This window comes from Billgrantia lactosivorans, from assembly GCF_003254665.1.
Classification (GTDB): Bacteria; Pseudomonadota; Gammaproteobacteria; order Pseudomonadales; family Halomonadaceae; genus Halomonas; species Halomonas lactosivorans.
In genome coordinates this window covers 328,204-352,235 of the sequence record NZ_QHGY01000004.1, presented here as the reverse complement: position 1 = coordinate 352,235, position 24,032 = coordinate 328,204, and the positions used below count along the sequence as shown (strand labels likewise).

Genomic DNA, 24,032 nt, shown 5'->3' with positions numbered 1-24,032 from the left:
AGCCACAAGGGCTGAAGCGATCGTGGAGCACGACGGCGATGACTGACGAAAAGACGAATCCACACAGGCCAGAGGTGGATCTGGATGACATGGTCGCCTCGACCGACAGCGGGGCGCGCAAGCCCGTCGGGGCGCCGGGCAAGATACTGGTCGGCCTGGCAGCCGCCTGGTCGTTGTTCCAGCTCTGGATTGCCTCGCCGTTGCCCTACATCGTTCGCTTCGGGGTGTTCAATGCGACCGAGGCGCGCTCGATTCACCTGGCCTTCGCCACCCTGCTGGCGTTCATGGCCTACCCGGCGCTGAAGCGCTCTCCCCGCGACCGCATTCCCTTGCAGGACTGGGTGCTGGGGCTGGTGGGCGCCTTCTGCGCTGCCTACATCTATCTGTTCTACGCCGAACTCTCCAATCGTCCCGGTTCGCCGATTCTGCAGGACGTGATCGTGGGCGTGGTCGGCATCCTGGTGCTGCTCGAAGCCACTCGACGGGCGCTGGGGCCACCGCTCGCCATCGTCGCGTCGGTGTTCATCCTCTACTCGCTGTTTGGCCCCTACATGCCGGGGATCCTGGCCCATCGCGGGGTCAGCCTGAACGGCCTGATCAATCACCAGTGGCTGACCACCCAGGGCGTATTCGGCATCGCGCTCGGGGTCTCCACCAGCTTCGTGTTCCTCTTCGTGCTGTTCGGCGCCCTGCTCGACAAGGCCGGTGCCGGCAACTATTTCATCAAGGTCGCCTTCTCGCTGCTCGGCCACTACAAGGGCGGGCCGGCCAAGGCCGCCGTCGTCGCCTCGGGCATGACCGGCCTGATCTCCGGTTCGTCGATCGCCAATACCGTGACCACCGGCACCTTCACCATCCCCATGATGAAGCGGGTGGGCTTTTCCGCCGAGAAGGCCGGCGCGGTCGAGGTGTCGTCGTCGGTGAACGGCCAGATCATGCCGCCGGTGATGGGGGCCGCGGCCTTCCTGATGGTCGAATACGTCGGCATCTCCTACGTCGAGGTGATCAAGCATGCCTTCCTGCCGGCGGTGATCTCCTATATCGCGCTGATCTACATCGTCCACCTCGAAGCGCTCAAGGCCGACATGAAGGGCCTGCCGTCGAACAACCCGGTGCGCCCCTTCCTCAACAAGGCGATCGGCTTCCTGACCGGCCTGATCCTGTTGATGGCGCTCTCCTTCGCGGTCTACTACGGCCTGGGCTGGCTCAAGCCGGTGCTCGGCGAAGCCACCCCGTGGGTGGTGGGCGTGATGCTGGCCGTCGTCTACGTGGGCCTGCTCAAGCTCGGCTCGTACTACCCCGAGCTGGAGCTCGACGATCCCACCTCCCAGGTGGTGACCCTGCCCCAGACCCGACCCACGGTGATGGTCGGGCTGCACTACATCCTGCCGGTGGTCGTGCTGGTCTGGTGCCTGATGGTAGAGCGGCTGTCGCCGGGGCTTTCGGCCTTCTGGGCCACGGTGTTCATGATCTTCATCATGCTCACCCAGCGTCCCATCATCGCCTTGTTCCGCGGCCGCAGCCGGATCGCGGCGGACCTCAAGGAGGGGGTATTCGACCTGTGGGACGGTCTGGTCGCGGGGGCACGCAACATGATCGGCATCGGTATCGCCACCGCCACGGCGGGCATCGTGGTGGGGGCGGTATCGCAGACCGGTGTGGGGCTGGTACTGGCCGATGTGGTCGAGGTCCTGGCCATGGGCAATCTGATGCTGATCCTGCTGCTTACCGCGGTGCTCAGCCTGATCCTCGGCATGGGGCTGCCGACCACCGCCAACTACATCGTGGTCTCGGCCCTGATGGCGCCGGTGATCGTGTTGCTGGGCCAGCAGAACGGCCTGATCGTGCCGCTGATCGCGGTACACCTGTTCGTGTTCTACTTCGGCATCATGGCCGACGTCACGCCGCCGGTGGGGCTGGCGTCGTTCGCGGCGGCGGCAGTCTCGGGCGGCGATCCGCTTCGCACCGGTTTCCAGGCCTTCTACTACAGCCTGCGTACCGCGGCGCTGCCGTTCCTGTTCATCTTCAACACCGACCTGCTGCTGATCGATGTGAACTGGCTGCAGGGGATCGTGATATTCGTCATCGCGACGATCGCCATGCTCATCTTCGCCGCGGGTACCCAGGGCTACTTCCTGGTACGCAATCGCTGGTACGAATCGATCCTGCTGCTGCTGGTGGCCTTCACCCTGTTCCGCCCCGGCTTCTGGATGGATCGGATCCACGACCCCTACGAGTCAGTGCCGCCGGCGGATTTTGCCGAGGCGCTGGCCAGCGTGGACGACGGCAGCCAGCTACGCGTGCAGATTGCCGGCGAGGATGCCTTCGGCGACCCCATCACGACCTACGTCCTGGTGCCGGTACCGCGCGGCGACAGTGCCGAGGAGCGCATGGAACGACTGGGCCTGGAGCTGTTGACCGAAGACGACCGGACTCTCGTGGACTTCGTCGAGTTCGGCAGCACGGCCGAGGATCTCGGCTTCGACTTCGACCAGGAGGTCGTCGAGGTGCTGGCACCGGTGGATCGCTGGGCCAAGGAGTGGATGTGGCTGCCGGGCTTCCTGGTGTTCGGCCTGGTGGTCCTGCTTCAGCATCGGCGGCGTCAGCAGCAGCCGTCGACGACCCAAGCCGCTTGAGGAGGGGGGAAGATGTACGACAAGATCATGCTGCCGGTGGACCTCAACGAGGAATCCTCCTGGACCAAGGCGCTACCCACGGCGCTGACCCTGTGCCGTACCTTCGGCGCCTCGCTGCACGTGGTGACGGTACTGCCGGACTACCACATGCCACTGGTCGGCTCCTACTTCCCGAGCGACTTCGCGCAGAAGGCGCACGAGGCGCTGTCCCAGGCCCAGCACCGCTTCATCCAGGAGCACGTGCCCGATGACATCAAGGTGCAGTCGGTGATCGTCGACGGCTCGCCGTGGGAGGCGATCGTCAAGGCGGCCAAGAAGCTCCAGGTCGATCTGATCGTGATGGCCTCGCACAACAAGCGCAAGTTTGCCGACTACGTGTTGGGCCCTAACGCCGAGCACGTGGTGCACCACTCGAAGATCTCGGTGATGATCGTGCGCTGAGCCGGCGGGCCGCGACGCCAGGCTCCCTCCCGGGGGCCTGGCGGATCGCGCCATGCAAGACCGTGGCGTGTTCGCTGCGGTGACGCGAGCGGCGTCGGGCCGCCGCCTTGGAATAGCCCTCCTGCCCGTGAGCGACGCCCGCCAGGATCGTGTCGGCGGCCGTCTCGTCGACCGCGTCGTTTGCTTCCTCCCAGGCGCCCAAGAGCGCCGCCTGACCGCCGCCCAGACGGGGGCGGTTTGCTCGCTGCGTTGACAACTTTGCGCGGCAGCCTTGAGCGCGCTCAACTACAGTAGAGTGGTACGACAACAAGACGTCACCCGGACCTCCCGGCCGGTAAAACGCTCGCATCGTCCTTCTCATGGCGACCAAACGGGGTACGACAATGAATGCAGCCACAAGAAGCGCCGGACAGCCCTCCGCTCCCAACGTCAAGATCACCATCAACCCGATCGGCATGGACAGGCCCAGGGCCTGGCTGATGGCCGGCTTCGAGGACTTCCGCCAGGCCGCCGCGGTCAGTCTCGCCTACGGCATGTTCTGGGTCGGCCTGAGCATCGCCATCACGGCCGGCGCCATCGTGCTCGACCTGTGGCACTGGTTGCTGCCACTGGTGGCGGGCTTCATGTTCCTCGGGCCGCTGGTGGCGGTCGGCTCCTACGGCATCAGTCGTGCAATCGAGGAGGGCCGCGCGCCACATCTGGGTGACGCCTTCGGAGCCTGGCGCCCGCATGCGGGGCAGCTGGCGATGATGGGCGTGATGATGATGATCTTCTTTCTCGCCTGGATCCGCCTGGCCACGCTGCTGTTCGCGCTCTTCTTCGGCTTCGAGGCGCCCGGGGCGGCGGAGCTCTACGCCTCGCTGCTGACCACCCCGGACGGGCTCGGCCTGATCGCGGTGGGCACCGCGGTGGGGGCGGTGCTGGCCTTCGGCGCCTTCACCATCAGCGTGGTGGCCATCCCGACCCTGATGGACCAGGACCTGACCTTCATGGAAGGCATCGAGGCCAGCGTGCGCGCCGTGGCCCGCAACTTCCGGCCGATGCTGCTGTGGGCCGTCATTCTCACCGCCAGCGTCCTGGTGGGGGTGCTGACCTTCTATATCGGCCTGGCGCTGATCCTGCCGGTGCTGGGGCATGCCAGCTGGCATGCCTACGAGGACCTGGTGCGCTGTGAACACAAGGACGAGGCTTCGTGAGGATGGGCGTCGCAGGAGGGGGCACGCCCCTCCTGCCATTCGCCTCGTGCGTTGTGCCACCTGAACTTTTCTTGGGATTCGCGTAGGCTTGGGGCTTTGCAATGAACATGGAAGCCCTCAATGTCCTTTTCGTGGCCCAGTCCCACCGTCCTGTCCCTTGGCCTGCTTCTCCTGGCCTGCGTTTCGTCGCCGGTGATGGCCGATCCGCTACCCCCTCCCCAGGGGGAAGTCCTGCTCAGGGTGACGGGGGCCATCGAACATCCCAATGTTGGCGATGAACTGCAGCTCGATCGGGAACTGCTGATGTCGCTTCCCCAGCGAGAGATCGAGACGAGCACACCCTGGACCGAGGGTATCGGCCGCTTCGAGGGGCCCTTGCTTCGCGCCCTGCTGGAGGCGGCAGGCACGCAGGGGGACCATGTGCGGATCCAGGCATTGAACGAGTACGAAACCGAAGTGCCGATCACCGACTTTCACGACTATGACGTCATCCTCGCCCTCCAGCGTGACGGCGAGCCGATCGCGGTGCGCGACCTGGGGCCGATGTTCGTGCTCTACCCCTTCGACGACCACCCCGAGTTGCACAACGAAACCATTCGCCATCGCTCCGTATGGCACGTGGGCAGCATCCATGTCCCGTAACCCGGCCTCGACGCGAGGCACCGCCGCATGTTGCGCTACCCGCTACGGCTGAAGCTGGGGGCGGCGGCAGCCCTGGTGTTCTTCACTGCCGCCCTGGTGGTGGTGGGTCTGGCCGCCTGGCGCCAGGAGCAGCTTCATCATAGCGTGGTCGGCGATGCGACCTGGCACGCCTACAAGCTCGACCGTGACATCATCCAGATGCGCAGCGACCTGGCGCTGCGAGCGGAGAACGCCCGCTCCCTCGAAGCGCTGCGCCTGCGCTTCGAGCTGATCTACAGTCGCGTCAACCTGCTGCAGCGGGGCGACGTCAATCAGCTGTTGGCCGAGATGCCCCAGGCCGACCGGCTCCTGTCCGATCTGGTCGTGATGATGGATGACATCGATCGCCTGCTCGACGAAATCGGCCAACTGGGGGAGGGGGAGCGTTGGGTCCTGTCCGATCGGCTCGAACGAGTGGGAGGCGTGACCGAACAGCTGATCGTCGCCCTCAACGGCCATCTAGCCGAATCGACTACCCAAGACCGGAAGGTGCTGCAGACCCTCTACGCCCTGCTGCTGGCGCTGATCCTGGCCATGAGCCTGGCCGCCCTGCTGGTGTTCGTGTTCCTGGTCCGCGAGGCGCGTGACAACGCCGAGGCGCGTCGCTCGCTCGAATCCCTGAGCCGCAAGCTGCAGGCCACCGCCCGCCGGGCCGAGGCCGCCAGCCAGTCGAAGTCGGAGTTCCTGGCCACCGTCAGCCACGAGATCCGCACGCCTCTCAACGGCGTCATCGGCATGAGCGATCTGCTGCTCGAGCAACCGATCGATGCCCAGTCACGCGAATATGCCCGCACCCTGCACGTCAGCGCGGCGCGCCTGCTGGAACTGATCAACGACATTCTCGACTTCTCCAAGATCGAGTCGGGCAGGCTGGAGCTCGAGCGGCGTCCCTTCCGCCTCGCGGCGCTGGTCGTGGATGCCTGCGAACTCTTCGCCCCCCGCGCCCGGGCCAAGGGGCTTGAGCTGGTGAACCACCTGTCGCCGGCCCTGCCCGAGCAGCTCATGGGGGACCCCACCCGGCTGCGACAGGTACTGCTCAACCTGCTCTCCAACGCCATCAAGTTCACCGAGCGAGGCGAGGTGCGGGTCGAGGCGACGGTGAGCGCGCAGGGGCGGCTCAGGCTGGCCGTCTGCGATACCGGTCCCGGCATTCCGAAGGACAAGCTTGGCTGGCTCTTCGAGCCCTTTCGTCAGGGCGATGCCTCGACGGCAAGGCGCTATGGCGGTACCGGGCTCGGCCTGGCGATCTGCCGGCGGCTGGCTGAAGCGATGGGCGGCACGATCGGCGTGGATAGCCAGCCCGGCCAGGGCAGCCGCTTCTGGATCGAGCTGCCGCTGGAGCCGGCCCATGGCGATCATGAGCCGGAGCGGCCCGAGTCGGCGCTGCGGGAAACCAAGGTGAGCGGCAGGGTGCTGCTGGTCGAGGACGACCCGGTGAACCAGCAGGTGGCGGTGGCGCTGCTCGAACGCCATGGCTGTCATGTCCGAGTGGCGGAGAATGGGCGAAGGGCCCTCGAACTGGCCGACCGAGAGGCCTTCGACCTGGTCTTCATGGACGTGCAGATGCCCGGCATGGACGGCCTGGAGACCACGCGGCGCCTGCGAGCGGCCGGCGGCTGGAGCGCCAGGGTGCCGATCGTGGCGATGACCGCGGGCGGCCCGGGAGCGGAGCGCGAACGCTGCCTGACGGCGGGCATGACCGACTATCTGGTGAAACCGCTGCGGCGAGACGAACTGGCGGCTTCGCTCAGGCATGGCCTGTCGGGGCGGGCGAAGCCCGATTCTTCGCTCCCGTCGGCAGGCGAGGGCTCGCCGGACGGCATCGTCGATGAGAGCGTGCTTTCCGAGCTGCAGGAAACGCTGGGAGCAGAGGCGCTCGCCACCCTGTTCGCCGTGCATCGCGAGCAGTTGCAGCAGCATGCCGACAACCTGCAGGCAGCCCTGGAGCGAGGCGATATGGCGGCGTTGGCGGAGGGGGCCCATCGCATCAAGGGCGAGTCGGGGAGTCTGGGCGGGCAGCACCTGGCCGCCATCGCCCAACGCCTGGAGCGGCTAGCCCACGCCGAGCATCGTACCGAGGCGGCGATCGAACTGCGCGGGCTGCTGGCCGACATACCCGTCACGGTAGCGGCGCTGGAGCGCTGGCTGAGGGAGCGTCAGCGCCAGGAGTAGCGCGACAGAAGCTTGCGTTGTGACACGCCCCACGCCATAAACTGAGTGAAATCGCGGAGGGATGTCATGGATCCATGCGCTGTCAAACCTGAGGGACGGGGGCACCGAGCCGTTGAGCCAGCCCTTCGCACCGCATTCAGCGAGCAGCATGACCCTGAATCAGCGGCTCGCGAGTTGGCCGAAGCGCTGGCAAGCCCTGAACTGGGCTTCGTGCTGTTCTTCTGCAGCGCAGAGTATGCTCTCGATGACCTGGGAAGCGCCATGCGCGAGGCCTTTTCCGGCGTGGAGCTGGCGGGATGCACCACGGCGGGAGAGATCACGCCGAAAGGTTACTGCCGGGGCTGTATCGTGGCGATAGGATTCGGCCGTCGGCGGTTCTCCCTCTCCTGCGCCCTGATCGACGATCTCGCCGCTTTCGACCTGATTCAGGCCCAGCGACTCATCGGCGGACTGCTCGAGAATTGCCGAAGCTTGGCCTCGGGCGATCACGTCGGAAATCGTTTCGTCATGACCCTGCTGGATGGGCTCTCCAGCAGCGAGGAGGAGGTGCTGGCTACGCTTGATACGGCGTTAGGCAGCATACCGAGTTTCGGTGGCTCGGCCGGGGACGACAATCGCCTGGCCCATACTCATGTCTTCTTCGATGGACGCTTCCATAGCGATGCGGCGGTCGTCGTCATGTTTCACACGCCACTGCCGTTCGAAGTGTTCACTGCTCACCATCTCCGTCCTCAGGCGATGAAGCTGGTGGTGACACGTGCCGACACTGAACGTCGCCGGGTGCTGGAGCTCAACGCTGCGCCGGCGGCCGAGGAGTATGCCCGCTTGGTGGGCATGTCCCTCGAAGCATTGACGCCTGACATCTTTGCTCGACACCCCTTGGCCGTGCGAATCGGCGAACACCACTATGTTCGCTCCATTCAGCGAGTGAACGATGACGGCAGCCTCAGCTTCTACTGTGCCGTCGAGAACGGCATCGTGCTGACGGCCATGCGACCTGCCCCGTTGCTGGATGAGCTCGAAAGCGTACTGGCCGGGCTGCGACAGCGGCTTGGCGAGCCGGCCTTGATACTCGGCTGCGATTGCTTTCTGAGAAGGCTCGAACTGGAGAGCCTGGGTCAGGTCGCAGAGGCGTCCCGACTTGTCGGACGTGCCGGGGTCATCGGTTTCAATACCTATGGAGAGCAGTACCATGGCATGCACCTCAATCAGACCTTCACCGGGGTCGCCATTGGATCTCTCCCGCCCACCTGAGGCGGCCGGCAGCCCCGAAGAGAGAGCCTTGGCCCTCGAGCAAGAAAACCTGCGGTTGCGGCGCATCTGCGCCTCGCTGATCGAACGGGTGGAAGCCGGTAGCACCGTGGGCGGAGCCCCATACGCGGCGTTCGAGCATACCGTGCTGCTGGCCGAACAGGTGCGCGAGCGTACCGAGGCGCTGCAGCAGACCCTGCTCGAGTTGCACCAGGCCAAGGCCGAGGCAGAAGCCGCCAATCACTCCAAGACCCGTTTCCTGGCGGCGGTCAGCCACGATCTGCTGCAGCCGCTGAACGCGGCGCGCCTGTTCACCTGTGCCCTCGAGGAGCACGACTTGCCTGACCCTTCGCGCCGCCTGGTTGGCAATGTCGCCCGTTCGTTGAAGGACGTGGAGGCGTTGCTCGGGACGCTGGTGGATATCTCACGCCTCGATGCCGGGCTGCTCAAGCCGGACAAGGCGCCGTTCCGGGCCAATGAGCTGCTGGACGTGCTCGCCGAGGAGTACCGTCAGATGGCTTCGGTATGCGGTCTGACGCTGCGATACGTGGCCAGCCAAGAGATGATTGAATCGGATCTGGCGCTGCTGGCACGAGTAGTGCGCAATTTCTTGTCCAACGCCATCCGCTATACCCAGCAAGGGCGGATCCTGCTGGGTTGTCGTCATCGGCCCGGGGGGCTCGAAATCGTGGTGGGCGATACCGGCCCCGGCATCGAGGAGGCGCATCAGCAGGCGATTTTCCAGGAGTTCCGCCGGCTTGGTAACAGCGTGGACGAACGTGACCGCGGGTTGGGCCTGGGGCTGGCCATTGTCGATCGAATCAGTGCCATGTTGGAACACCCGCTGCGGCTGGTTTCGCGACCGGGGCACGGGGCTCTGTTTTCCATTCTGGTGCCTTATGCGGGAGCCACACGGGTCGCGGCGAATCGTGCAGAGCCCAAGCCGCGCTACGACTCGGCTGCGCCATCGATTGGCGGTACGGTGTGGGTGATCGATAACGATAGGGCCATACGGGAGGGCATGGAGGCGCTCTTGTGCGGCTGGGGGTGCCGGGTCGTCACGGCGGCTTCGCTCGGTGAGATCGATGGGCAGGGCAGAGAATCGCCTCCCGATATCCTGCTGATCGACTACCACCTGAGCGACATGGCCTGCGCCGAGGATGGCATCGCCGTGGCAGTCAAGCTGCGCCAACGTTGTCCTGGACTGCCGGTCGTATTGATTACCGCTAACCATGACGCTGCCCTCAAGGTCAGGGCACGTCGCGAAGGGTTCGATTGCCTGCTCAAGCCTTTAAAGCCTCTGCGCTTGCGCATGTTGCTGCTGCAACGCCTCGCTTCGGTGAGGGCAGAGCGAGGCTAGAGCCGTGCCGGGGGCCGTCAGCCGTGGTACGTTTCCTGGGCACCTGCCGCCACAATGGCCTGCACCCGGCTGGTGACGCCGAGCTTGCGCAGGATGGCCGAAACATGTGTCTTCACCGTCGTCTCGGCGATATCGAGTTCGCGGGCGATCAGCTTGTTGGAGTAACCACGTATCATCAGGGCCAGGACCTCTCGCTGCTTGTCGGTCAGCGAGCCGATGTGGGTGGCGAAGGCCGTCTCTGCCTGGCGTGGGGACGCGGGGCCGGAAGCAGGAGGGCGGCGCATGATATCGGGAGGAAGATAGACCTGGCCCTCGAGCATGTGGGCCAGGGCATTGAGTAGCGTCGTGCGGGGAGTGGACTTGGGGATGTAACCCACCGCGCCCATGCCGATGGCATCGAGCACGATTCGTCGATCCTGTTCGGCCGATACGATGGCGACCGCCAATTGAGGCAATGCCTCGCGCAGCTGTGCCAGGCCGGATAGGCCTTCCGCATCCGGCAGGTCGAGATCGAGCAGCAGCAGGTCGATGTCCTGCCGGCATTGAGCTTGCTCCAGGGCCCGGGCCAGGCTATCTGCCTCCAGCAGTCGGCACCCCGGCAGCCCCGTCTCGATCACGGCTCCGATGGCTTCGCGAAACAACGGATGGTCGTCGGCGACCATCAAGGTATGTGTCGGGGGCATTGCGGCCCTCTCTCCTTTCGCTCTCTCCTCCCAAGGGATGAGCCCGTCTCCTGCCACGGCAGTATGTCGCACTTTGTGATTCTGGCCAACACTGGGTAGGCACCTACCCATAACGATAAGTCAGGAGCAACGCCATGATCTACGCCAATCCCGGTCAGCCCGGTTCCGTCATTACCTTCGAACAGCGCTACGGCAACTACATCGGCGGCGAGTTCGTGCCGCCGGTCAACGGTCAGTACTTCGACAACGTCAGCCCGGTCAACGGCGAGGTGTTCTGCCAGATTCCGCGCTCCACCGCCGAGGACATCGACAAGGCGCTGGATGCCGCCCATGCCGCCGCCCCCGCCTGGGGCCGCACCTCTGCCACCGAGCGCAGCAACATCCTGCTCAAGATCGCCGATCGCATCGAGCAGAACCTCGAGATGCTGGCCGTCGCCGAAACCTGGGACAACGGCAAGGCGGTGCGCGAGACCCTCAACGCCGACATTCCGCTGGCCGTCGACCATTTCCGCTACTTCGCTGGCTGCATCCGCGCCCAGGAGGGCACCGCGGCCGACATCGACGCCAATACCGTCTCCTATCACTTCCACGAGCCGCTGGGCGTGGTGGGGCAGATCATCCCGTGGAACTTCCCGCTGCTGATGGCGGTGTGGAAACTGGCCCCGGCGCTGGCCGCGGGCAACTGCGTGGTGCTCAAGCCTGCCGAGCAGACCCCGGCCTCGGTCCTCGAGCTGATGAAGCTGATCGGCGACCTGCTGCCGCCGGGCGTGGTCAACGTGGTCAACGGCTACGGCGCCGAGGCGGGCCAGGCGCTGGCCACCAGCAAGCGCATCGCCAAGATCGCCTTCACCGGCTCCACGCCGGTGGGTGCGCACATCCTCAAGTGCGCCGCCGACAACATCATCCCCTCCACCGTGGAACTGGGCGGCAAGTCGCCGAACATCTACTTCGCCGACATCATGGACGCCGAACCGGCTTTCATCGAGAAAGCCGCCGAGGGCCTGGTGCTGGCCTTCTTCAACCAGGGCGAGGTATGCACCTGTCCATCGCGGGCGTTGATCCAGGAGAGCATCTACGACGCCTTCATGGCCAAGGTCATGGAGCGGGTGCAGAAGATCAAGCGCGGCAACCCGCTGGACACCGACGTCCAGGTCGGCGCCCAGGCCTCCCAGGAGCAGTTCGACAAGATCATGTCCTACATGGACATCGCCCGCGAGGAGGGCGCCGAGTTTCTTACCGGCGGCAACAAGGAGAGCTTCGACCCGGCTTACGACAAGGGCTACTACATCCAGCCGACCCTGCTCAAGGGCAACAACAAGATGCGCGTGTTCCAGGAGGAGATCTTCGGCCCGGTGGTGGCAGTGACCACCTTCAAGGACGAGGAAGAGGCGCTGGCCATCGCCAACGACACCGAGTTCGGCCTCGGCGCCGGCGTGTGGAGCCGCGACATAAACGTCGCCTTCCGCATGGGTCGTGGCATCCAGGCTGGCCGCGTGTGGACCAACTGCTACCACCAGTATCCGGCGCATGCCGCCTTCGGTGGCTACAAGAAGTCCGGCGTCGGCCGCGAGACCCACAAGGTGGCGCTCGAGCATTACCAGCAGACCAAGAACCTGCTGGTCAGCTACGACATCAATCCGCTCGGCTTCTTCTGATCCCGTCCGCCGCCCGGCCCAGCCGGGCGGCAAACCTTGTCTAATTCGAGAACGGTCGACCGTTCCGCAGCCCTGACGAGTCCGCGAGATCCGCGGGTGGCTGCCTGCTGCCCGTCATCTACCAGTAGGGGAGACAACAATGGACAAGACGATGAAAGCCGCCGTGGTTCGCAAGTTCGGTGAGCCGCTGACACTCGAGGAGGTCGAGGTGCCGCGCCCCGGTCCCGGCGAGGTGCTGGTCAAGGTCGCCGCCTCGGGCGTGTGCCATACCGACCTGCACGCGGCCCACGGCGACTGGCCGGTCAAGCCCAGCCCACCCTTTATCCCCGGCCACGAGGGCGTGGGTCACGTGGCCGCCGTCGGGGCCGGCGTCAAGCACGTCAAGGAGGGCGATCGCATCGGCGTGCCCTGGCTGCACTCGGCCTGTGGCCACTGCGAGCACTGCCTGGGCGGCTGGGAGACCCTGTGCGAGTCGCAGCAGAACACCGGCTACTCGGTCAATGGTGGCTTCGCCGACTACACCCTGGCGGTGGCCGACTATGCCGGTCATCTGCCCGACAACGTCGGTTTCGTCGAAATCGCCCCGGTGCTGTGCGCCGGCGTCACCGTCTACAAGGGGCTCAAGGTGACCGACACCCGCCCCGGCCAGTGGGTGGTGATCTCGGGCATCGGCGGGCTGGGCCACATGGCGGTGCAGTACGCCAAGGCCATGGGTCTCAACGTGGCCGCCGTCGACATCGACGACGCCAAGCTGGCGCTCGCCGAGCGTCTCGGCGCGAGCGTTACCGTCAATGCGGCCAAGACCGACCCGGTGGCCTACCTGCGGAAGGCCATCGGCGGCGCCCACGGCGTACTGGTCACGGCGGTATCGCCCAAGGCCTTCGAGCAGGCCCAGGGCATGGTGCGTCGCGGTGGCACCATCTCGCTCAACGGCCTGCCGCCCGGAAATTTCCCCTTGCCGATCTTCGAGACCGTGCTCAACGGCATCACCGTGCGCGGCTCCATCGTCGGTACCCGTCAGGACCTGCAGGAGTCGCTGGATTTCGCCGGCGAGGGCAAGGTCAAGGCCACGGTGAGCACCGACCGCCTGGAGAACATCAACGAGGTCTTCCAGCGCATGATCGACGGCAAGATCGAGGGTCGCGTGGTGCTGGACATGGCGAGCTGAAGGTTGCTCTCTCGTCGCCTTCCATGGCGACTTCAGGCGCGGCCATTGCCGCGCTTTTTTTTCAGCTTCACGGCCGCTCGGCGAGAGTTGCCTCGGCCAGCCCGAGCACCCGCGCTTCGTGGCGACGTCGCTCGCGGATGTCCCAGGCCACGGCCACGCCCAGCAGCAGGAAGCCGCTGAACTCCTGAGTCATCGAGTAATCGACGAACAGGGCATGGAGAACGAGCAGCGTACCGACACTCCCCACCAGGCTGGGCCAGGGAGTACTGTGCCGCCGCAGTCCGGCGACCACGCTGGCCAGGGTAAGCAGCGCCAGCGCCGCGATGGCGCCGGCCCAGAGCCCTTCGTCGAAGGCCAGGTGGACGCCCAGCAGCGGCAGCAGGAGCAGCAGCGCCAGGGTGCCGTAGCAGCTCAGCAGCGCCAGCAGCAGCGCCAGGATCCCGAGCAGGCCGCGGCGATACCACAGCCGCATCCAGCGCCGCGGATCGAGGCGCCGGCACCAGCGCTGCAGCCAGCTCGGCGCGCTGCCGCCGCGGCGCATGCCGATCTCGACCGAGTGGGCGCCGAAGCCGGCGGCGATCTCACGGGTCTGGGCGCTGGGGCTAAGGGCGAAGTAGTCGTGGCTGCCCACTACGGTAACTTCCTCGAAGCCGGCTTCCTCGAACAGCGCCAGCAGCTCCTCCTCCACCGTGGCGCCCACCACGCATTCGACCCACAGGCGCGGGTCCTCGTGGCAATCCACCGACACCGGGCGATGGATGACCACATCGGCCAGCTGCACGCGCCCGTGGGGCTTGAGCACGCGGAACATCTCGGCCACCGCGCGGCGCTTGTCCGGCACCAGGTTGAGGGCGCCGTTGCTGCTGATGCAGTCGATGCTGGCATCGGGCAGCGGCAGCTGCTCGGCGGAGCCCTGCACCACGCCGAGGCGTTCGATGGCATGCCGCTCCGTGGCCTGTCGCAGCCGTCGCGTCATGGCCGCGGTCAGGTCGAGGGCGATGACCCGCCCCTGCGGGCCGGCCAGGCGGTGCGCGATCAGGGCATCGCCGCCGGCCCCGGCACCGATGTCGAGGACCCGGTCGCCGGGCTGGATGGCCCCGGCGCGGAACGGATAGCCGACCCCGGCGAAGGCGTCGCGTACCTCGGCCGGCAGGGGGGCGAGCTGCTCGGGGGGATAGCCCAGGCGGCGGCTCGCCTCCGCGCCGACCGGGAAGTGAAACGGCGTGGCGGGGGCCTCCGCCACGGCGGTGTACATCTGCTGTACCGCCGCCATGATCTGCGGGCGCGAATAGCCGAGAATCGCCACCATGAGGCGTACTCCTCAGGAGTCAGGGGGTGGTGTCGGAGTCGTCGAACTGGTCGAGCAGGCTCCGGATGCGCCGGTGCAGCCGCGGCGGGGCCTTCGCGGTGCCGGTGGCCGCCACCCTGGCCCGTAGTCGTCGTTCGAATTCGGTGCGTGAGAAGCAGTCACGGCACCGGTGAAGGTGCCATTCGACCTCGGTCGCCTCCTGCGCATCGAGTTCCCGGTCGAGATAGTCGAAGAGACGCTCGATGACCTCTTCGCAGCTCAGTGCTCTCGGGCTCATTCCTGCGCTCCTCCCGTACCCTTGGCGGCTACCATGCCCGCCTCCCTGGCCTGCTCCCAGAGCCGCTTCTGCAACTGCGAACGTGCCCGGCTCAGCCGCGAACGCACGGTGCCCAGCGGGATACCGAGCAGGCTCGCGACCTCCTCATACGTATAGCCCTGCACCTCGACCAGCACAATCGCCACCCGGTAGGCATCGGGAAGGGCGTCGAGGGCTCGCTCCAGGTCCTCCTGCAGCAGGCCGTTGAAGAACTGCTCCTCGAGGCTGCCCCACCACAGCAGGAAGGGCTGGTGCAGCTGCTGGAACAGCGCGAAGCGGGCGCTGTCCAGCTCGGCGGGCTCGATGGCCTCGCCGTCGGCACCCTGCGGGCGACAGCGCCGCCGGCGCCATTCGCTGAGGAAGGTATTGGTCAGGATATGGAACAGCCAGCCCTCGAAGCGCTGGGGATCGCGTAGTCGATCGAGCTGTGTCCAGGCCTTGGTCACCGCCTCGGCGACGATGTCCTCGGCGTCGGCGGGGTGGCGGGTGAGCCGCAGCGCCGTGCCGTAGAGCCGGTCCATCAGCGGCGCCAGGCGCTCCTCGAACCACGCCCGCCGGCTGGCGGCTTCGTCGAAACGCATGCTGGCCCCCGTGGCGACCCGAGACGGGACGCGTGGCTGCGACAGTGGTTGGTCAAGAAGTGAACCTGCCCACGACATGGCGACACCTCTTCGAGCATGGTCCGCTCGCCCCCGCTGGGCAAGTGGCCGGACATCGCAGGGACGCAGCAGCTACCGTCTCGGTTCCCACTCCTTCCTCGGGTCAAGCGATGGGCAGCCCCGCCGCTTTCCACTCCGGATACCCTTCCTCGAAGCGTCGGACCCGATAGCCGAGTTGACGCAGGCGTTGTACGGCCTCGTGCGACAGGACGCAATAGGGGCCACGGCAGTAGGCAACGATCTCCCTGTCCTTGGGCAGCTTGCCCGGCATGTCGTCCAGCTGCTCCAGTGGGATATTGATCGCCTCGGGCAGGTGGCCGGCTTCGTACTCCTCCTCGGGGCGCACATCCAGCAGTGTCACCTCGCCGCTGGCGAGCCCTGCCAGCAACTCGTCCCGGCTGACCGCCTCCAGAACGCCATCGGCGTCATCCTCCGCGAACAGCCGACTGACCAGGCGCTCCATCTCGGCCAGGTTGGTCTCGGCCACCTGCCTGAGCAGGCCCAGCAGGTTGACGATCCGCTCATCGGTCAGGCGGTAGATCATCTGCTTGCCGGAGCGCTGGGCCGTGACGAGCCCCGCCCGGCGCAGATGCTGCAGGTGCTGGGAGGCATTGCCGATCGTCAGGTCGCTGGTATTGGCCAAGGTTTCGACCGCGGCGTCACCTTGGGCCAGGCGCTCCAGCAACGCCAGACGATGCCCATTACCCAAGGCGCGTGCGACCTGGGCCAGCATATCGAGAAGGTCCTGTTGCGAGGGCATGGGTCTCTCCGGGGGGCGTCAGCAGAACAGCGTGCACTTGACAGGCGAAGCTATCTCTAGCCATTATTCTATCAATTCATTGAATGATAGCAAGGGAGCACCATGAAGACCCTCATCATCGTCAACGATCCTCCCTACGGTACCGAACGTCTCTACAACGGCTTGCGCCTGGCCCATGCGCTGCTGAAGCGTGAAGGCGACGTCACCGTCTTCCTGATGGGGGATGCCGTGTCCGGAGCCAAGGCGGGACAGAAGACCCCGGATGGCTTCTACAACGCCGAGCGCATGGTCAAGCGGGTCACCACCAAGGGACGCGTGCTACTGTGTGGCACCTGCATGGATGCCCGCGGGCTTACCGACGAGGAGGTAGTGGATGGCGCCGAGCGCAGCACCATGGATGCCCTGGCGGAAGCCACCGAGCAGGCCGACAAGGTGCTGGTGTTCTAGCCCCAACCAAACGATCTCAATCTTCTTCGTGATGGCCGGCGGCGTGGCCGCCGCCTTCCTCGGCCCTGGAACGCCAGCGCCGCCACCGGCTTCATCGGCGTGCTCTCCGGTGGGCCTTATCTGGTGATCGCCCGTTTCGGCGCGCAACGCATCCTGATCGGCGGGGCGACGCTGCTCATCGGCACGGTACTGGTCGCCAATCTCGTCACCAGCCTGGCGCACTTCTGGGTGGCACTGGGGTTGCTGGGCGTGGGCTGGAACTTCCCGTTCGCGGGTGGCAGCGCCATGCTCTCCACGGTTCATAGCGAGGCCGAGCGGGGCAAGGTGCGGGGCATCAACGACCCGATCATCTTCACGCTGGTGGCCATCGGCTCGCTGATGGCCGGGCGACTGTTTCACCACCTGGGATGGGAAGCCCTCAACCTGGCCATGGTGCCGCTGATCCTGCTGGTGGCCCTGGCCACTCTCTGGTTCGGCTTGAAAGCCAAATCACAGCTGGCCAGCCAAGTCTCTGGACCCCCTGAGACATGAATCCCCTTACGCCATGCCAGCCCCGTCTATCTGGATCACAACGCCATCCCCCCCGGTAACGCCTGAGGTGGTCGACGATATTTGCCCGGGAACCCTTTTGGCGTTGGCGGCGTCCTGGCGCACACGGCACCGTTCGGTGTCGTCGTGAGCAGCCAAGAGGAGCAAGACAATGACAATCACGGCAAAGCCGGCCAGCGCCGGAGTGGACAAGCAGGAGCTCGAGGCACGCGTCAAGGCGATGTATCGCGAGGTGGCCGAAGCGCCACACGGGGAATTCCACTTCGAGATGGGCCGCGCCCTGGCCGAGCGGCTGGGCTACGCCCCCCGTGCCCTCGACCGCATCCCCGCCGCCGCCATCGACTCCTTCGCCGGGGTCGGCCATTTCCTCGACCTGGCCGTCATCCAGCCCGGCGAGACGGTGCTCGACCTGGGCAGCGGGTCCGGCATGGACAGCCTGCTGGCGGCCCTGGCAACGGGCCCCGGCGGCCAGGTGCTGGGGCTCGACATGACCGCGGCCCAGCGCGAGAAGGCCGAGCGGCTGGCCCGCGAGGCGGGGCTCGGCCAGGTCAGCTTCCACGCCGGCTACATCGAGTCGCCGCCCTTCGCCGATGGCAGCGTCGACGTGGTGATCAGCAACGGTGTGATCAACCTCTCCGCCGACAAGCCGAGGGTCTTCGCCGAGGCGGCGCGGGTGCTGCGCCGTGGCGGACGCCTGGCGCTGGCCGACATCGTCACCGAGAAGGCGCTGCCGGAGAGCGTCTCGTGCAACGCCACGCTGTGGGCCGCCTGCATCGGCGGCGCGCTGCAGCAGGACGACTATCGTGCGGCCATCGAGGCGGCCGGCTTCGTCATCGAGACCTGGCGCGAGCATCCCGAGTACCGCTTCCTGACCGACTCGGCGCAGGGCGCCAGCGCCACCTTCGGGGTCAAGAGCATCTCGCTGCTGGCGGTCAAGGCCTGAGTGCAGCGCAGCCTATTGTAGAGGAGTGAAGCAACATGAAACCCATCGCACCTATCGCACTGGCCCTGGGGCTGGCGGCGGCCCTGCCCATCTTCACCGCCTTCGCCCAGGACGACGCCCTGCCGGCCGGTTTCGAGACCGCCCCGGTACTGAAGACGAACGTCACCCGCGACGGCGATGCCATCGCCTGGCCCGACGGGACGCCGGAAATCGTCTCCGTCATCGGCACCATCGAACCGGGCGGCCGGACGCCTCTGCATCAGCACCCGGTGCCCGTCTACGTCTATGTGCTCGAGGGCGAGGTCGAGCTGCGCACCGAGGGCGGTGACCCCCATACCTACGGCACGGGAGAGGCCTATGTCGAGGCGCTCAACCGCGATCACCAGCTCTTCAACGTGACCGACAGCGAGGCCAAGGTGCTGGTGGTCTTCGCCGCGGCACAGGACCAGCCCACCACGGTGGCAAGCGAGTGAGCCGCGAGTCGTGCCCCGGCCCGCGCGGCGTCGGTCGCGCGGGCCTTTCGCTCGCCTCTACTCGTCGGCGCCGGGTTGCGGCATCATGCCCTCAGCGCGACGCCGGAAGGAGGGCACGCCACTGGAAAGTCTCGACCTGCATCATCAGCGCTGGCTGCGGGCCACCTCCCTGCTGAAGGGGAGCGGCGCGCGCCGCGTGCTCGATCTCGGCTGCGGTACCGGCGGGCTGCTGCAGTACCTGTTGCGCGAGACCCAGTTCGAACAGGTGGCGGGGCTGGAGCGGTCGGGCGAGCTGCTGGCCCAGGCCAAGATGCGCCTGGAGCGGCTGCCGGCGGCGTGCCGCCGGCGACTCACCCTGGTCTGCGGTTCCTATGTCGAGCCGCACGCTGCGCTGGCCGGCTTCGATGCCGCCGCGATGATCGAGACCATCGAGCACGTGCCTCCCGCCAGCCTCTCGCGGGTGGAGCGTGCCGTCTTCGGCACCCTGCGCCCCGGCCTGCTCGTGCTGACCACCCCCAATCACGACTACAATCCCCTCTTCGGGCTCGCCCGCGGCGAGTTCCGCGATAGCGACCACCGCTTCGAATGGACCCGGGACCGCTTTCGCGACTGGGTCCGGGGGGTTGCCCGTCGCAACGGCTACTGCGTGGCGACTTCGGGCATCGGCGAATGGCATCCCGAGCTGGGCCAGCCGACGCAGCTGGCCCGCTTCGAGCGCAAGGCCTGAACCATCGAGGAGGACACGCCATGTGGCACCAGCAGGAACTGCGCCTGGCACCGCGTTCGCGCGGCTTTCACCTGATCACCGACGAAGTGGTCTCGGCGCTGGGCGAGCTGCGCGAGGTGAGGGTGGGGCTGCTGCACCTGCAGTTGCTGCATACCTCGGCCTCGCTGACCCTCAACGAGAACGCCGACCCCGACGTGCGCCACGACCTCGACGCCTTCCTGCGCCGGCTGGCGCCAGGCGACCTGCCCTATTTCCGCCATACCCTCGAAGGGCCTGACGACATGCCGGCGCACGTCTGCGCCAGCCTGCTCGGCACTCAGCTCACCCTGGCGGTGCGCGACGGGCGCCTGGCACTGGGCACCTGGCAAGGCGTCTGGCTCGGCGAGCATCGCGACCATGGCGGTGCGCGGCGGCTGCTCGCCACGCTGCAGGGGGAGTAGAACCCCGCCTTACTCGGGCATCACGGCCAGCCAGCGCTCGGCCAGTCGCCGGGCGCGCTCCGCCTGGCGCACGGCGGCCAGGCGGCCTGCCTGACGCCTGACGCCGGCGCGCCGGAGCTTGAGCACCATGCGCGCCGGCATGCCGACGAAGATCAGCCCCACCTGGCGCGCGCGCAGTTCCTCGACCAGCGACTGCAGGGCGACGATGGCGGTGGCGTCCAGGCTCGGCACGTCGCGCATGTCGAGCATCACCACGCGCACCTCGGGATCCACCACCCGCAGCGACGACACGGCCTTCTCGGCGGCGCCGAAGAACAGCGGGCCGTTGACGTCGTAGAGCGCCACCTGGCGCGGCAGGTCGCGGCTCGCGTCGTCGCTGCCGGGTTCGAGGCGGCGGGCGTGGGTCAGGTCGGCCATGCGGCGGATGAACAGCGCCGCGGCGAGGCCGATGCCCACCGCCACCGCCAGCACCATGTCGAACACCACCGTGAGCAGGAAGCAGATCACCAGGATCGCCACGTCGCTGCCCGGTGCGCTCCTCAGGGTGTGCACGAAGTGGCGCGCCTCGCTCATGTTCCAGGCGATGACGAACAGCAGCGCGGCGAGCGCCGCCATCGGCACCAGGGCGAGCACGCCGGCCAGCGCCACCACCGCCAGCAGCACGACCAGCGCGTGGACGACCGCGGCCAGCGGCGAGACGGCACCGCTGCGGATGTTGGTGGCGGTGCGCGCCAGCGCCGCGGTGGCGGTGATGCCGCCGAAGAAGGGCGCGGCGAGGTTGCCCAGGCCCTGGCCGATCAGCTCGGCGTTGGGGTCGTGGCGGGTGCGGGTCAAGCCGTCGGCGACCACCGCGCAGAGCAGCGATTCGATGGCCGCCAGCATGGCGATGGCCAGCGCCGGGCCGAGCAGTTCGCGGATCAGGGCGAAGTCCACCGTGAGCGGTGCGCCGTCGGCCCCGGGCAGGCGCCAGGGCAGCAGCAGGCCCGGGGCGAAGGGCGGGATGCCGCTGCCCGCCTGGCCCTGATGCTCCCAGCTGAAGCGCGAGGCGATGGTCTCGATCTCCACCCCCAGCGGCGCCACGGCAAGCGCCGCCAGCGTACCCACCGCCAGGCCGACCAGCGGTGCCGGCAACGGCAGCTTCAGCCGTGGCCACAGGATCAGCGCGGCCAGGGTGAGCAGCCCGATACCCAGCTCGGCGGGGGCCAGCGAGGGCGTGGCACGGACGATGGCAGCCAGGTTGTGCAGCGTGCTGTCGCCGAGCGCGACGCCTTCGAGCCCGAGGAAGTCGGGCAGCTGCAGCAGGGCGATCACCACGGCGATGCCGGCGGTAAAGCCGAGCACCACCGGGTAGGGCACGAACTGGATCAGGTTGCCTAGCCGCGCCAGCCCCAGCGCCACCAGGATCAGCCCCGCCATCAGCGTGGCGATCAGCAGGCCGCCGAGGCCATGGCTGGCGACGATGGGGAACAGGATCACCACGAAGGCCGCCGTGGGGCCGGAGATATTGAAGCGTGAGCCGCCGGTCAGGGCGATGACGGCCCCGGCCACGATGGCGGTGTAGAGGCCGTGCTGGGGCGGTACCCCGGTGGCGATGGCCAGCGCCATGGAGAGCGGCACCGCGACGATGCCGAGAGTCAGCCCGGCGAGCAGGTCGCGCTTGAGTTCGGCCAGCCCGTAGCCCTGGTGCCAGGCGGCGAGCAGGGCAGTGCCGGGTCGCGGGGGCCGGTAGCGAGGGGAGCGTCTTGTGCGAGCCATGGCGGTACCGAACGTGAGCAAGGTAACGATAACGTTACTCCTGCATATTGCGCTGCCACAAGCCGGCCATGGTCGATGACGCAACAAAAAAATGGCGACACCGAAGGGTGCCGCCGTGTGCCGGGCTGCAGGGAGAATCAGGCTGGGCTGGCGTCCGCCGGCGGTTCGCCCACCGCCCCCGGCATGGCCTGCACGCTGCCGCCCTGTCCGGCCAGCGCCAGGAAGTGCAGGTGGCGCTCGTATTCCGAGAGCACGTCGGCGATCACCTGGCCGCGGGTGAAGCCATTGAGGTCCTTGTCCTGGCCGCCTTCGGCCAGGTGGACGTCGAGCCGCACATAGTAGTCGTCGTCCGCCGGCAGGAAGCTCGGCGTGCGCATGCGGTGCGGGCTGACCTGATAGACGAAGCTTGCCGCGTTCTCCAGGTCCACCTGCAGGGTCAGGCTGGGCAGCGTTTCTCCCTCGAGCGGCTGTTCGGTCACGTTGGCCTCCTGGCCGCGGCTCTCGAGCTCCTGGGCGAACTGGGTCAGCGCCGGGCGGATGGCATGCTCGAGGGTGGCGGCAGCGCCCGCGCGGTTGGAGACATCGAGGGCGCGATCGAGGCGCTCGCGCCAGTCGCCGCCCGGGGCGGTGCCGGCGATGCGCCGGCGCGCCTCGGCCTTGCTGCCCTCGAGCTTCAGCGCCTGGTACATGCCCAGCATGATGGCGAAGATCACCAGCGAGAAGGGCAGGGCGGTGATCACCACCGCGCTCTGCAGTGCCGCCAGGCCGCCGGCCATCAGCAGCGCCACCGTGATCAGGCCGATCACCGCCGACCAGAAGATGCGCAGCCGGATCGGCGCGTCGTGGTTGACGTCGGAGAGGATCGAGGTGAAGTTCGCCAGCACCAGCGCACCGGAATCCGCCGAGGTGATGAAGAACACGATGCCCAGCACGGTGACCACGGCCGCGGTGACGCCGACCCAGGGGTAGTGTTCGAGCAGCGTGTACATGGTGGTCTGCGGCGTGTTCAAGGCCTGCTCGCCGAGCTCGGTGACGCCCTGGTTGGCCACCAGCTCGATGCCGCTGTTACCGAACACCGACATCCACACCATCATGAACGCCAGCGGGATGAACAGGGCGCCGGCGACGAACTGGCGGATGGTGCGGCCGCGCGAGATGCGCGCCAGGAACAGGCCGACGAACGGCGTCCAGGCGATCCACCAGCCCCAGAAGAAGATCGTCCACCACATCTTCCACTCGTTGGCCTCGTCGCCGGCGAAGGCATAGGTGTCGAAGCTCTTGGCGACGAACCCGGAGAGGTAGTCGCCGGCGTTGTTCACCGCCATGTCGAGCAGCTGCAGGGTATGGCCCTGGAACAGCACGAACAGCAGCAAGGCCAGCGCCAGCAGCATGTTGAACTCGGACAGCCGGCGAATGCCCTTCTCCACGCCGCTGACCACCGAGATGGTAGCGAGCACCACCACCAGCACGATCAGTATCACCTGCACCGACAGGCTCTCGGGCACGGCGAACATGTAGTTGAGCCCGTAGTTGAGCTGCATCACGCCGATGCCCAGGCTGGTGGCGATGCCGAACACGGTGGAGATCACCGCGGTGATGTCCACGGCGTTGCCGATGGGGCCGTGGATGCGCTTGCCCAGCAGCGGGTAGAGCGCGCTGCGAATGGCCAGCGGCAGGCGATGACGGTAGCTGAAGTAGGCCAGCGCCATGCCCATCAGCACGTAGAGCCCCCAGCCGGATAGCCCCCAGTGCATGAAGGTTTGGACCACGGCGGCACGCATCGCCTCCTGGCTTTCCGGTGCCAGGTCCGGCGGGGCCAGGTAGTGAGCCACAGGCTCGGCAACGCTGAAGAACAGCAGGTCGATGCCGATACCGGCGGCGAACAGCATCGAGGCCCACGACAGGGTCGAGAATTCCGGCCGTGAATGGTCGGGGCCGAGGCGGATGCGGCCGAAGCGCGACAGGCCGATGGCGATGACGAACACCAGGTAGGCCATCACGGCCAGCATGTAGTACCAGCCGAAGGTTTTGCTGACCCAGGCCAGTCCGGCGTCGAAGAAGGCGCCGGCCTGTTCGGTGAAGGTCATGGTGAGGACGAGAAAGACCAGGATGCCGGCCACCGAGCCGTGGAACACCACGGGGTTGAGCCGGTCGCGTCTGTCGTTCGAGGGTAGGTTCCGCGCCATGCAGGCGTACTCCTGTGCGAGTGAATGAACCCTCCCGCCAAGTGCCCTGCCGAGGCGCGCTGAGGATTGTTCCTCACAATCGAAAGCACGCCTGAGAATAGCCCGATGTTCCAGACCTGACGCAGCCGCACACGGCCTTGCTGGCCAGGGCGCCCGCGGGTGACGGAAGAGGGATCAGGGGCCGACGACTTCGGCGGGAAGCCGTTCCTTGTTTTTTTTGAATGA

Annotated in this window: 22 protein-coding genes; 15 read left to right on the top strand and 7 right to left on the bottom strand. The window is 67.0% G+C overall.

Going from position 1 to position 24,032, the window contains the following annotated elements:
* Nucleotides 1–38: 38 nt before the first annotated feature.
* From DIS04_RS12090 to DIS04_RS12060, 7 genes are all read left to right on the top strand, one after another.
* The gene (locus DIS04_RS12090) at nucleotides 39–2,636 is read left to right on the top strand and encodes a TRAP transporter permease (RefSeq protein ID WP_111414026.1); all 2,598 of its coding nucleotides are present in this window, start codon (nucleotides 39–41) and stop codon (nucleotides 2,634–2,636) included.
* Nucleotides 2,637–2,648: 12 nt separating this feature from the next.
* Nucleotides 2,649–3,077, top strand: coding sequence for a universal stress protein (locus DIS04_RS12085; RefSeq protein ID WP_111414025.1), 429 nt, complete (start codon nucleotides 2,649–2,651; stop codon nucleotides 3,075–3,077).
* Nucleotides 3,078–3,460: 383 nt separating this feature from the next.
* Entirely contained in the window at nucleotides 3,461–4,273 is an 813-nt protein-coding gene (locus DIS04_RS12080) for a DUF2189 domain-containing protein (protein WP_111414024.1), read from the top strand.
* 120 nt (nucleotides 4,274–4,393) lie between these two features.
* Entirely contained in the window at nucleotides 4,394–4,915 is a 522-nt protein-coding gene (locus DIS04_RS12075; protein WP_179951264.1) for a putative pterin-binding protein, read from the top strand.
* Nucleotides 4,916–4,942: 27 nt separating this feature from the next.
* Nucleotides 4,943–7,126, top strand: coding sequence for an ATP-binding protein (locus DIS04_RS12070; protein ID WP_111414023.1), 2,184 nt, complete (start codon nucleotides 4,943–4,945; stop codon nucleotides 7,124–7,126).
* A 66-nt stretch (nucleotides 7,127–7,192) separates the two neighbouring features.
* Complete coding sequence (nosP, locus tag DIS04_RS12065) at nucleotides 7,193–8,380, top strand: nitric oxide-sensing protein NosP (protein ID WP_111414022.1); 1,188 nt, start codon at nucleotides 7,193–7,195, stop codon at nucleotides 8,378–8,380.
* 28 nt (nucleotides 8,381–8,408) lie between these two features.
* Nucleotides 8,409–9,737, top strand: coding sequence for a hybrid sensor histidine kinase/response regulator (locus tag DIS04_RS12060; RefSeq protein ID WP_245904553.1), 1,329 nt, complete (start codon nucleotides 8,409–8,411; stop codon nucleotides 9,735–9,737).
* 17 nt (nucleotides 9,738–9,754) lie between these two features.
* On the opposite strand, the gene DIS04_RS12055 is transcribed toward DIS04_RS12060, so the two are convergent.
* Nucleotides 9,755–10,420 carry a LuxR C-terminal-related transcriptional regulator gene (locus DIS04_RS12055; RefSeq protein WP_111414020.1) on the bottom strand — a complete coding sequence of 222 codons (666 nt, stop codon included), beginning with the start codon at nucleotides 10,418–10,420 and terminating at the stop codon, nucleotides 9,755–9,757.
* 134 nt (nucleotides 10,421–10,554) lie between these two features.
* On the opposite strand from DIS04_RS12055, the gene exaC reads away from it, so the two are divergent.
* Nucleotides 10,555–12,075 (top strand): acetaldehyde dehydrogenase ExaC, encoded by a 1,521-nt coding sequence (exaC, locus tag DIS04_RS12050; RefSeq protein WP_111414019.1) that lies wholly within the window; start codon nucleotides 10,555–10,557, stop codon nucleotides 12,073–12,075.
* A gap of 139 nt (nucleotides 12,076–12,214) precedes the next feature.
* Entirely contained in the window at nucleotides 12,215–13,243 is a 1,029-nt protein-coding gene (adhP, locus tag DIS04_RS12045) for an alcohol dehydrogenase AdhP (RefSeq protein ID WP_111414018.1), read from the top strand.
* A gap of 67 nt (nucleotides 13,244–13,310) precedes the next feature.
* On the opposite strand, the gene DIS04_RS12040 is transcribed toward adhP, so the two are convergent.
* The 4 genes from DIS04_RS12040 to DIS04_RS12025 form a co-directional block, all read right to left on the bottom strand.
* The gene (locus DIS04_RS12040; RefSeq protein WP_111414017.1) at nucleotides 13,311–14,552 is read right to left on the bottom strand and encodes a MerC family mercury resistance protein; all 1,242 of its coding nucleotides are present in this window, start codon (nucleotides 14,550–14,552) and stop codon (nucleotides 13,311–13,313) included.
* 19 nt (nucleotides 14,553–14,571) lie between these two features.
* A complete protein-coding gene (locus DIS04_RS12035) occupies nucleotides 14,572–14,829 on the bottom strand; it encodes an anti-sigma factor family protein (protein ID WP_111414016.1) in 258 nt (85 codons plus the stop codon).
* Complete coding sequence (locus DIS04_RS12030; RefSeq protein ID WP_218938160.1) at nucleotides 14,826–15,449, bottom strand: sigma-70 family RNA polymerase sigma factor; 624 nt, start codon at nucleotides 15,447–15,449, stop codon at nucleotides 14,826–14,828. The genes DIS04_RS12035 and DIS04_RS12030 overlap by 4 nt, the downstream gene beginning before the upstream one ends.
* 181 nt (nucleotides 15,450–15,630) lie before the next feature.
* A complete protein-coding gene (locus DIS04_RS12025) occupies nucleotides 15,631–16,287 on the bottom strand; it encodes an ArsR/SmtB family transcription factor (RefSeq protein ID WP_111414015.1) in 657 nt (218 codons plus the stop codon).
* 102 nt (nucleotides 16,288–16,389) lie between these two features.
* Here DIS04_RS12025 and DIS04_RS12020 point away from each other — a divergent pair, with 102 nt between their 5' ends.
* The 6 genes from DIS04_RS12020 (at nucleotide 16,390) to DIS04_RS11990 (ending at nucleotide 19,866) form a co-directional block, all read left to right on the top strand.
* Nucleotides 16,390–16,734 (top strand): DsrE/DsrF/TusD sulfur relay family protein, encoded by a 345-nt coding sequence (locus DIS04_RS12020; RefSeq protein ID WP_111414014.1) that lies wholly within the window; start codon nucleotides 16,390–16,392, stop codon nucleotides 16,732–16,734.
* A gap of 123 nt (nucleotides 16,735–16,857) precedes the next feature.
* On the top strand, nucleotides 16,858–17,265 hold the full coding sequence (locus DIS04_RS12015) for an MFS transporter (RefSeq protein WP_179951263.1): 408 nt from the start codon (nucleotides 16,858–16,860) through the stop codon (nucleotides 17,263–17,265).
* A 169-nt stretch (nucleotides 17,266–17,434) separates the two neighbouring features.
* A complete protein-coding gene (locus DIS04_RS12005) occupies nucleotides 17,435–18,226 on the top strand; it encodes a methyltransferase domain-containing protein (RefSeq protein ID WP_162623048.1) in 792 nt (263 codons plus the stop codon).
* A gap of 35 nt (nucleotides 18,227–18,261) precedes the next feature.
* A complete protein-coding gene (locus tag DIS04_RS12000; RefSeq protein ID WP_111414012.1) occupies nucleotides 18,262–18,699 on the top strand; it encodes a cupin domain-containing protein in 438 nt (145 codons plus the stop codon).
* Between the two features lie 85 nt (nucleotides 18,700–18,784).
* The gene (locus DIS04_RS11995) at nucleotides 18,785–19,426 is read left to right on the top strand and encodes a methyltransferase domain-containing protein (RefSeq protein WP_111414011.1); all 642 of its coding nucleotides are present in this window, start codon (nucleotides 18,785–18,787) and stop codon (nucleotides 19,424–19,426) included.
* 20 nt (nucleotides 19,427–19,446) lie between these two features.
* Nucleotides 19,447–19,866 (top strand): secondary thiamine-phosphate synthase enzyme YjbQ, encoded by a 420-nt coding sequence (locus DIS04_RS11990; protein WP_111414010.1) that lies wholly within the window; start codon nucleotides 19,447–19,449, stop codon nucleotides 19,864–19,866.
* Between the two features lie 9 nt (nucleotides 19,867–19,875).
* Here the strand turns inward: DIS04_RS11990 and dauA are convergent, their stop codons facing one another.
* On the bottom strand, nucleotides 19,876–21,621 hold the full coding sequence (gene dauA, locus DIS04_RS11985) for a C4-dicarboxylic acid transporter DauA (RefSeq protein WP_111414052.1): 1,746 nt from the start codon (nucleotides 21,619–21,621) through the stop codon (nucleotides 19,876–19,878).
* A gap of 137 nt (nucleotides 21,622–21,758) precedes the next feature.
* Nucleotides 21,759–23,807: a choline BCCT transporter BetT gene (gene betT, locus DIS04_RS11980; protein WP_111414009.1), complete on the bottom strand. Its 2,049-nt coding sequence runs from the start codon at nucleotides 23,805–23,807 to the stop codon at nucleotides 21,759–21,761.
* Nucleotides 23,808–24,032: the final 225 nt, after the last annotated feature.

Excerpts from the sequence above, each read along its gene's own strand:
- DIS04_RS12080 (WP_111414024.1), top strand. The coding sequence starts at position 3,461 with ATGAATGCAGCCACAAGAAGCGCCGGACAGCCCTCCGCTCCCAACGTC.
- DIS04_RS12005 (WP_162623048.1), top strand. The coding sequence starts at position 17,435 with ATGACAATCACGGCAAAGCCGGCCAGCGCCGGAGTGGACAAGCAGGAG.
- DIS04_RS12035 (WP_111414016.1), bottom strand. The coding sequence starts at position 14,829 with ATGAGCCCGAGAGCACTGAGCTGCGAAGAGGTCATCGAGCGTCTCTTC.
- DIS04_RS12025 (WP_111414015.1), bottom strand. The coding sequence starts at position 16,287 with ATGCCCTCGCAACAGGACCTTCTCGATATGCTGGCCCAGGTCGCACGC.
- betT (WP_111414009.1), bottom strand. The coding sequence starts at position 23,807 with ATGGCGCGGAACCTACCCTCGAACGACAGACGCGACCGGCTCAACCCC.
- nosP (WP_111414022.1), top strand. The coding sequence starts at position 7,193 with ATGGATCCATGCGCTGTCAAACCTGAGGGACGGGGGCACCGAGCCGTT.
- adhP (WP_111414018.1), top strand. The coding sequence starts at position 12,215 with ATGGACAAGACGATGAAAGCCGCCGTGGTTCGCAAGTTCGGTGAGCCG.
- DIS04_RS12055 (WP_111414020.1), bottom strand. The coding sequence starts at position 10,420 with ATGCCCCCGACACATACCTTGATGGTCGCCGACGACCATCCGTTGTTT.
- DIS04_RS11995 (WP_111414011.1), top strand. The coding sequence starts at position 18,785 with ATGCCCTCAGCGCGACGCCGGAAGGAGGGCACGCCACTGGAAAGTCTC.
- DIS04_RS12085 (WP_111414025.1), top strand. The coding sequence starts at position 2,649 with ATGTACGACAAGATCATGCTGCCGGTGGACCTCAACGAGGAATCCTCC.
- exaC (WP_111414019.1), top strand. The coding sequence starts at position 10,555 with ATGATCTACGCCAATCCCGGTCAGCCCGGTTCCGTCATTACCTTCGAA.
- DIS04_RS11990 (WP_111414010.1), top strand. The coding sequence starts at position 19,447 with ATGTGGCACCAGCAGGAACTGCGCCTGGCACCGCGTTCGCGCGGCTTT.
- DIS04_RS12070 (WP_111414023.1), top strand. The coding sequence starts at position 4,943 with ATGTTGCGCTACCCGCTACGGCTGAAGCTGGGGGCGGCGGCAGCCCTG.
- DIS04_RS12030 (WP_218938160.1), bottom strand. The coding sequence starts at position 15,449 with ATGCGTTTCGACGAAGCCGCCAGCCGGCGGGCGTGGTTCGAGGAGCGC.
- DIS04_RS12075 (WP_179951264.1), top strand. The coding sequence starts at position 4,394 with ATGTCCTTTTCGTGGCCCAGTCCCACCGTCCTGTCCCTTGGCCTGCTT.
- dauA (WP_111414052.1), bottom strand. The coding sequence starts at position 21,621 with ATGGCTCGCACAAGACGCTCCCCTCGCTACCGGCCCCCGCGACCCGGC.
- DIS04_RS12040 (WP_111414017.1), bottom strand. The coding sequence starts at position 14,552 with ATGGTGGCGATTCTCGGCTATTCGCGCCCGCAGATCATGGCGGCGGTA.
- DIS04_RS12090 (WP_111414026.1), top strand. The coding sequence starts at position 39 with ATGACTGACGAAAAGACGAATCCACACAGGCCAGAGGTGGATCTGGAT.
- DIS04_RS12000 (WP_111414012.1), top strand. The coding sequence starts at position 18,262 with ATGAAACCCATCGCACCTATCGCACTGGCCCTGGGGCTGGCGGCGGCC.
- DIS04_RS12020 (WP_111414014.1), top strand. The coding sequence starts at position 16,390 with ATGAAGACCCTCATCATCGTCAACGATCCTCCCTACGGTACCGAACGT.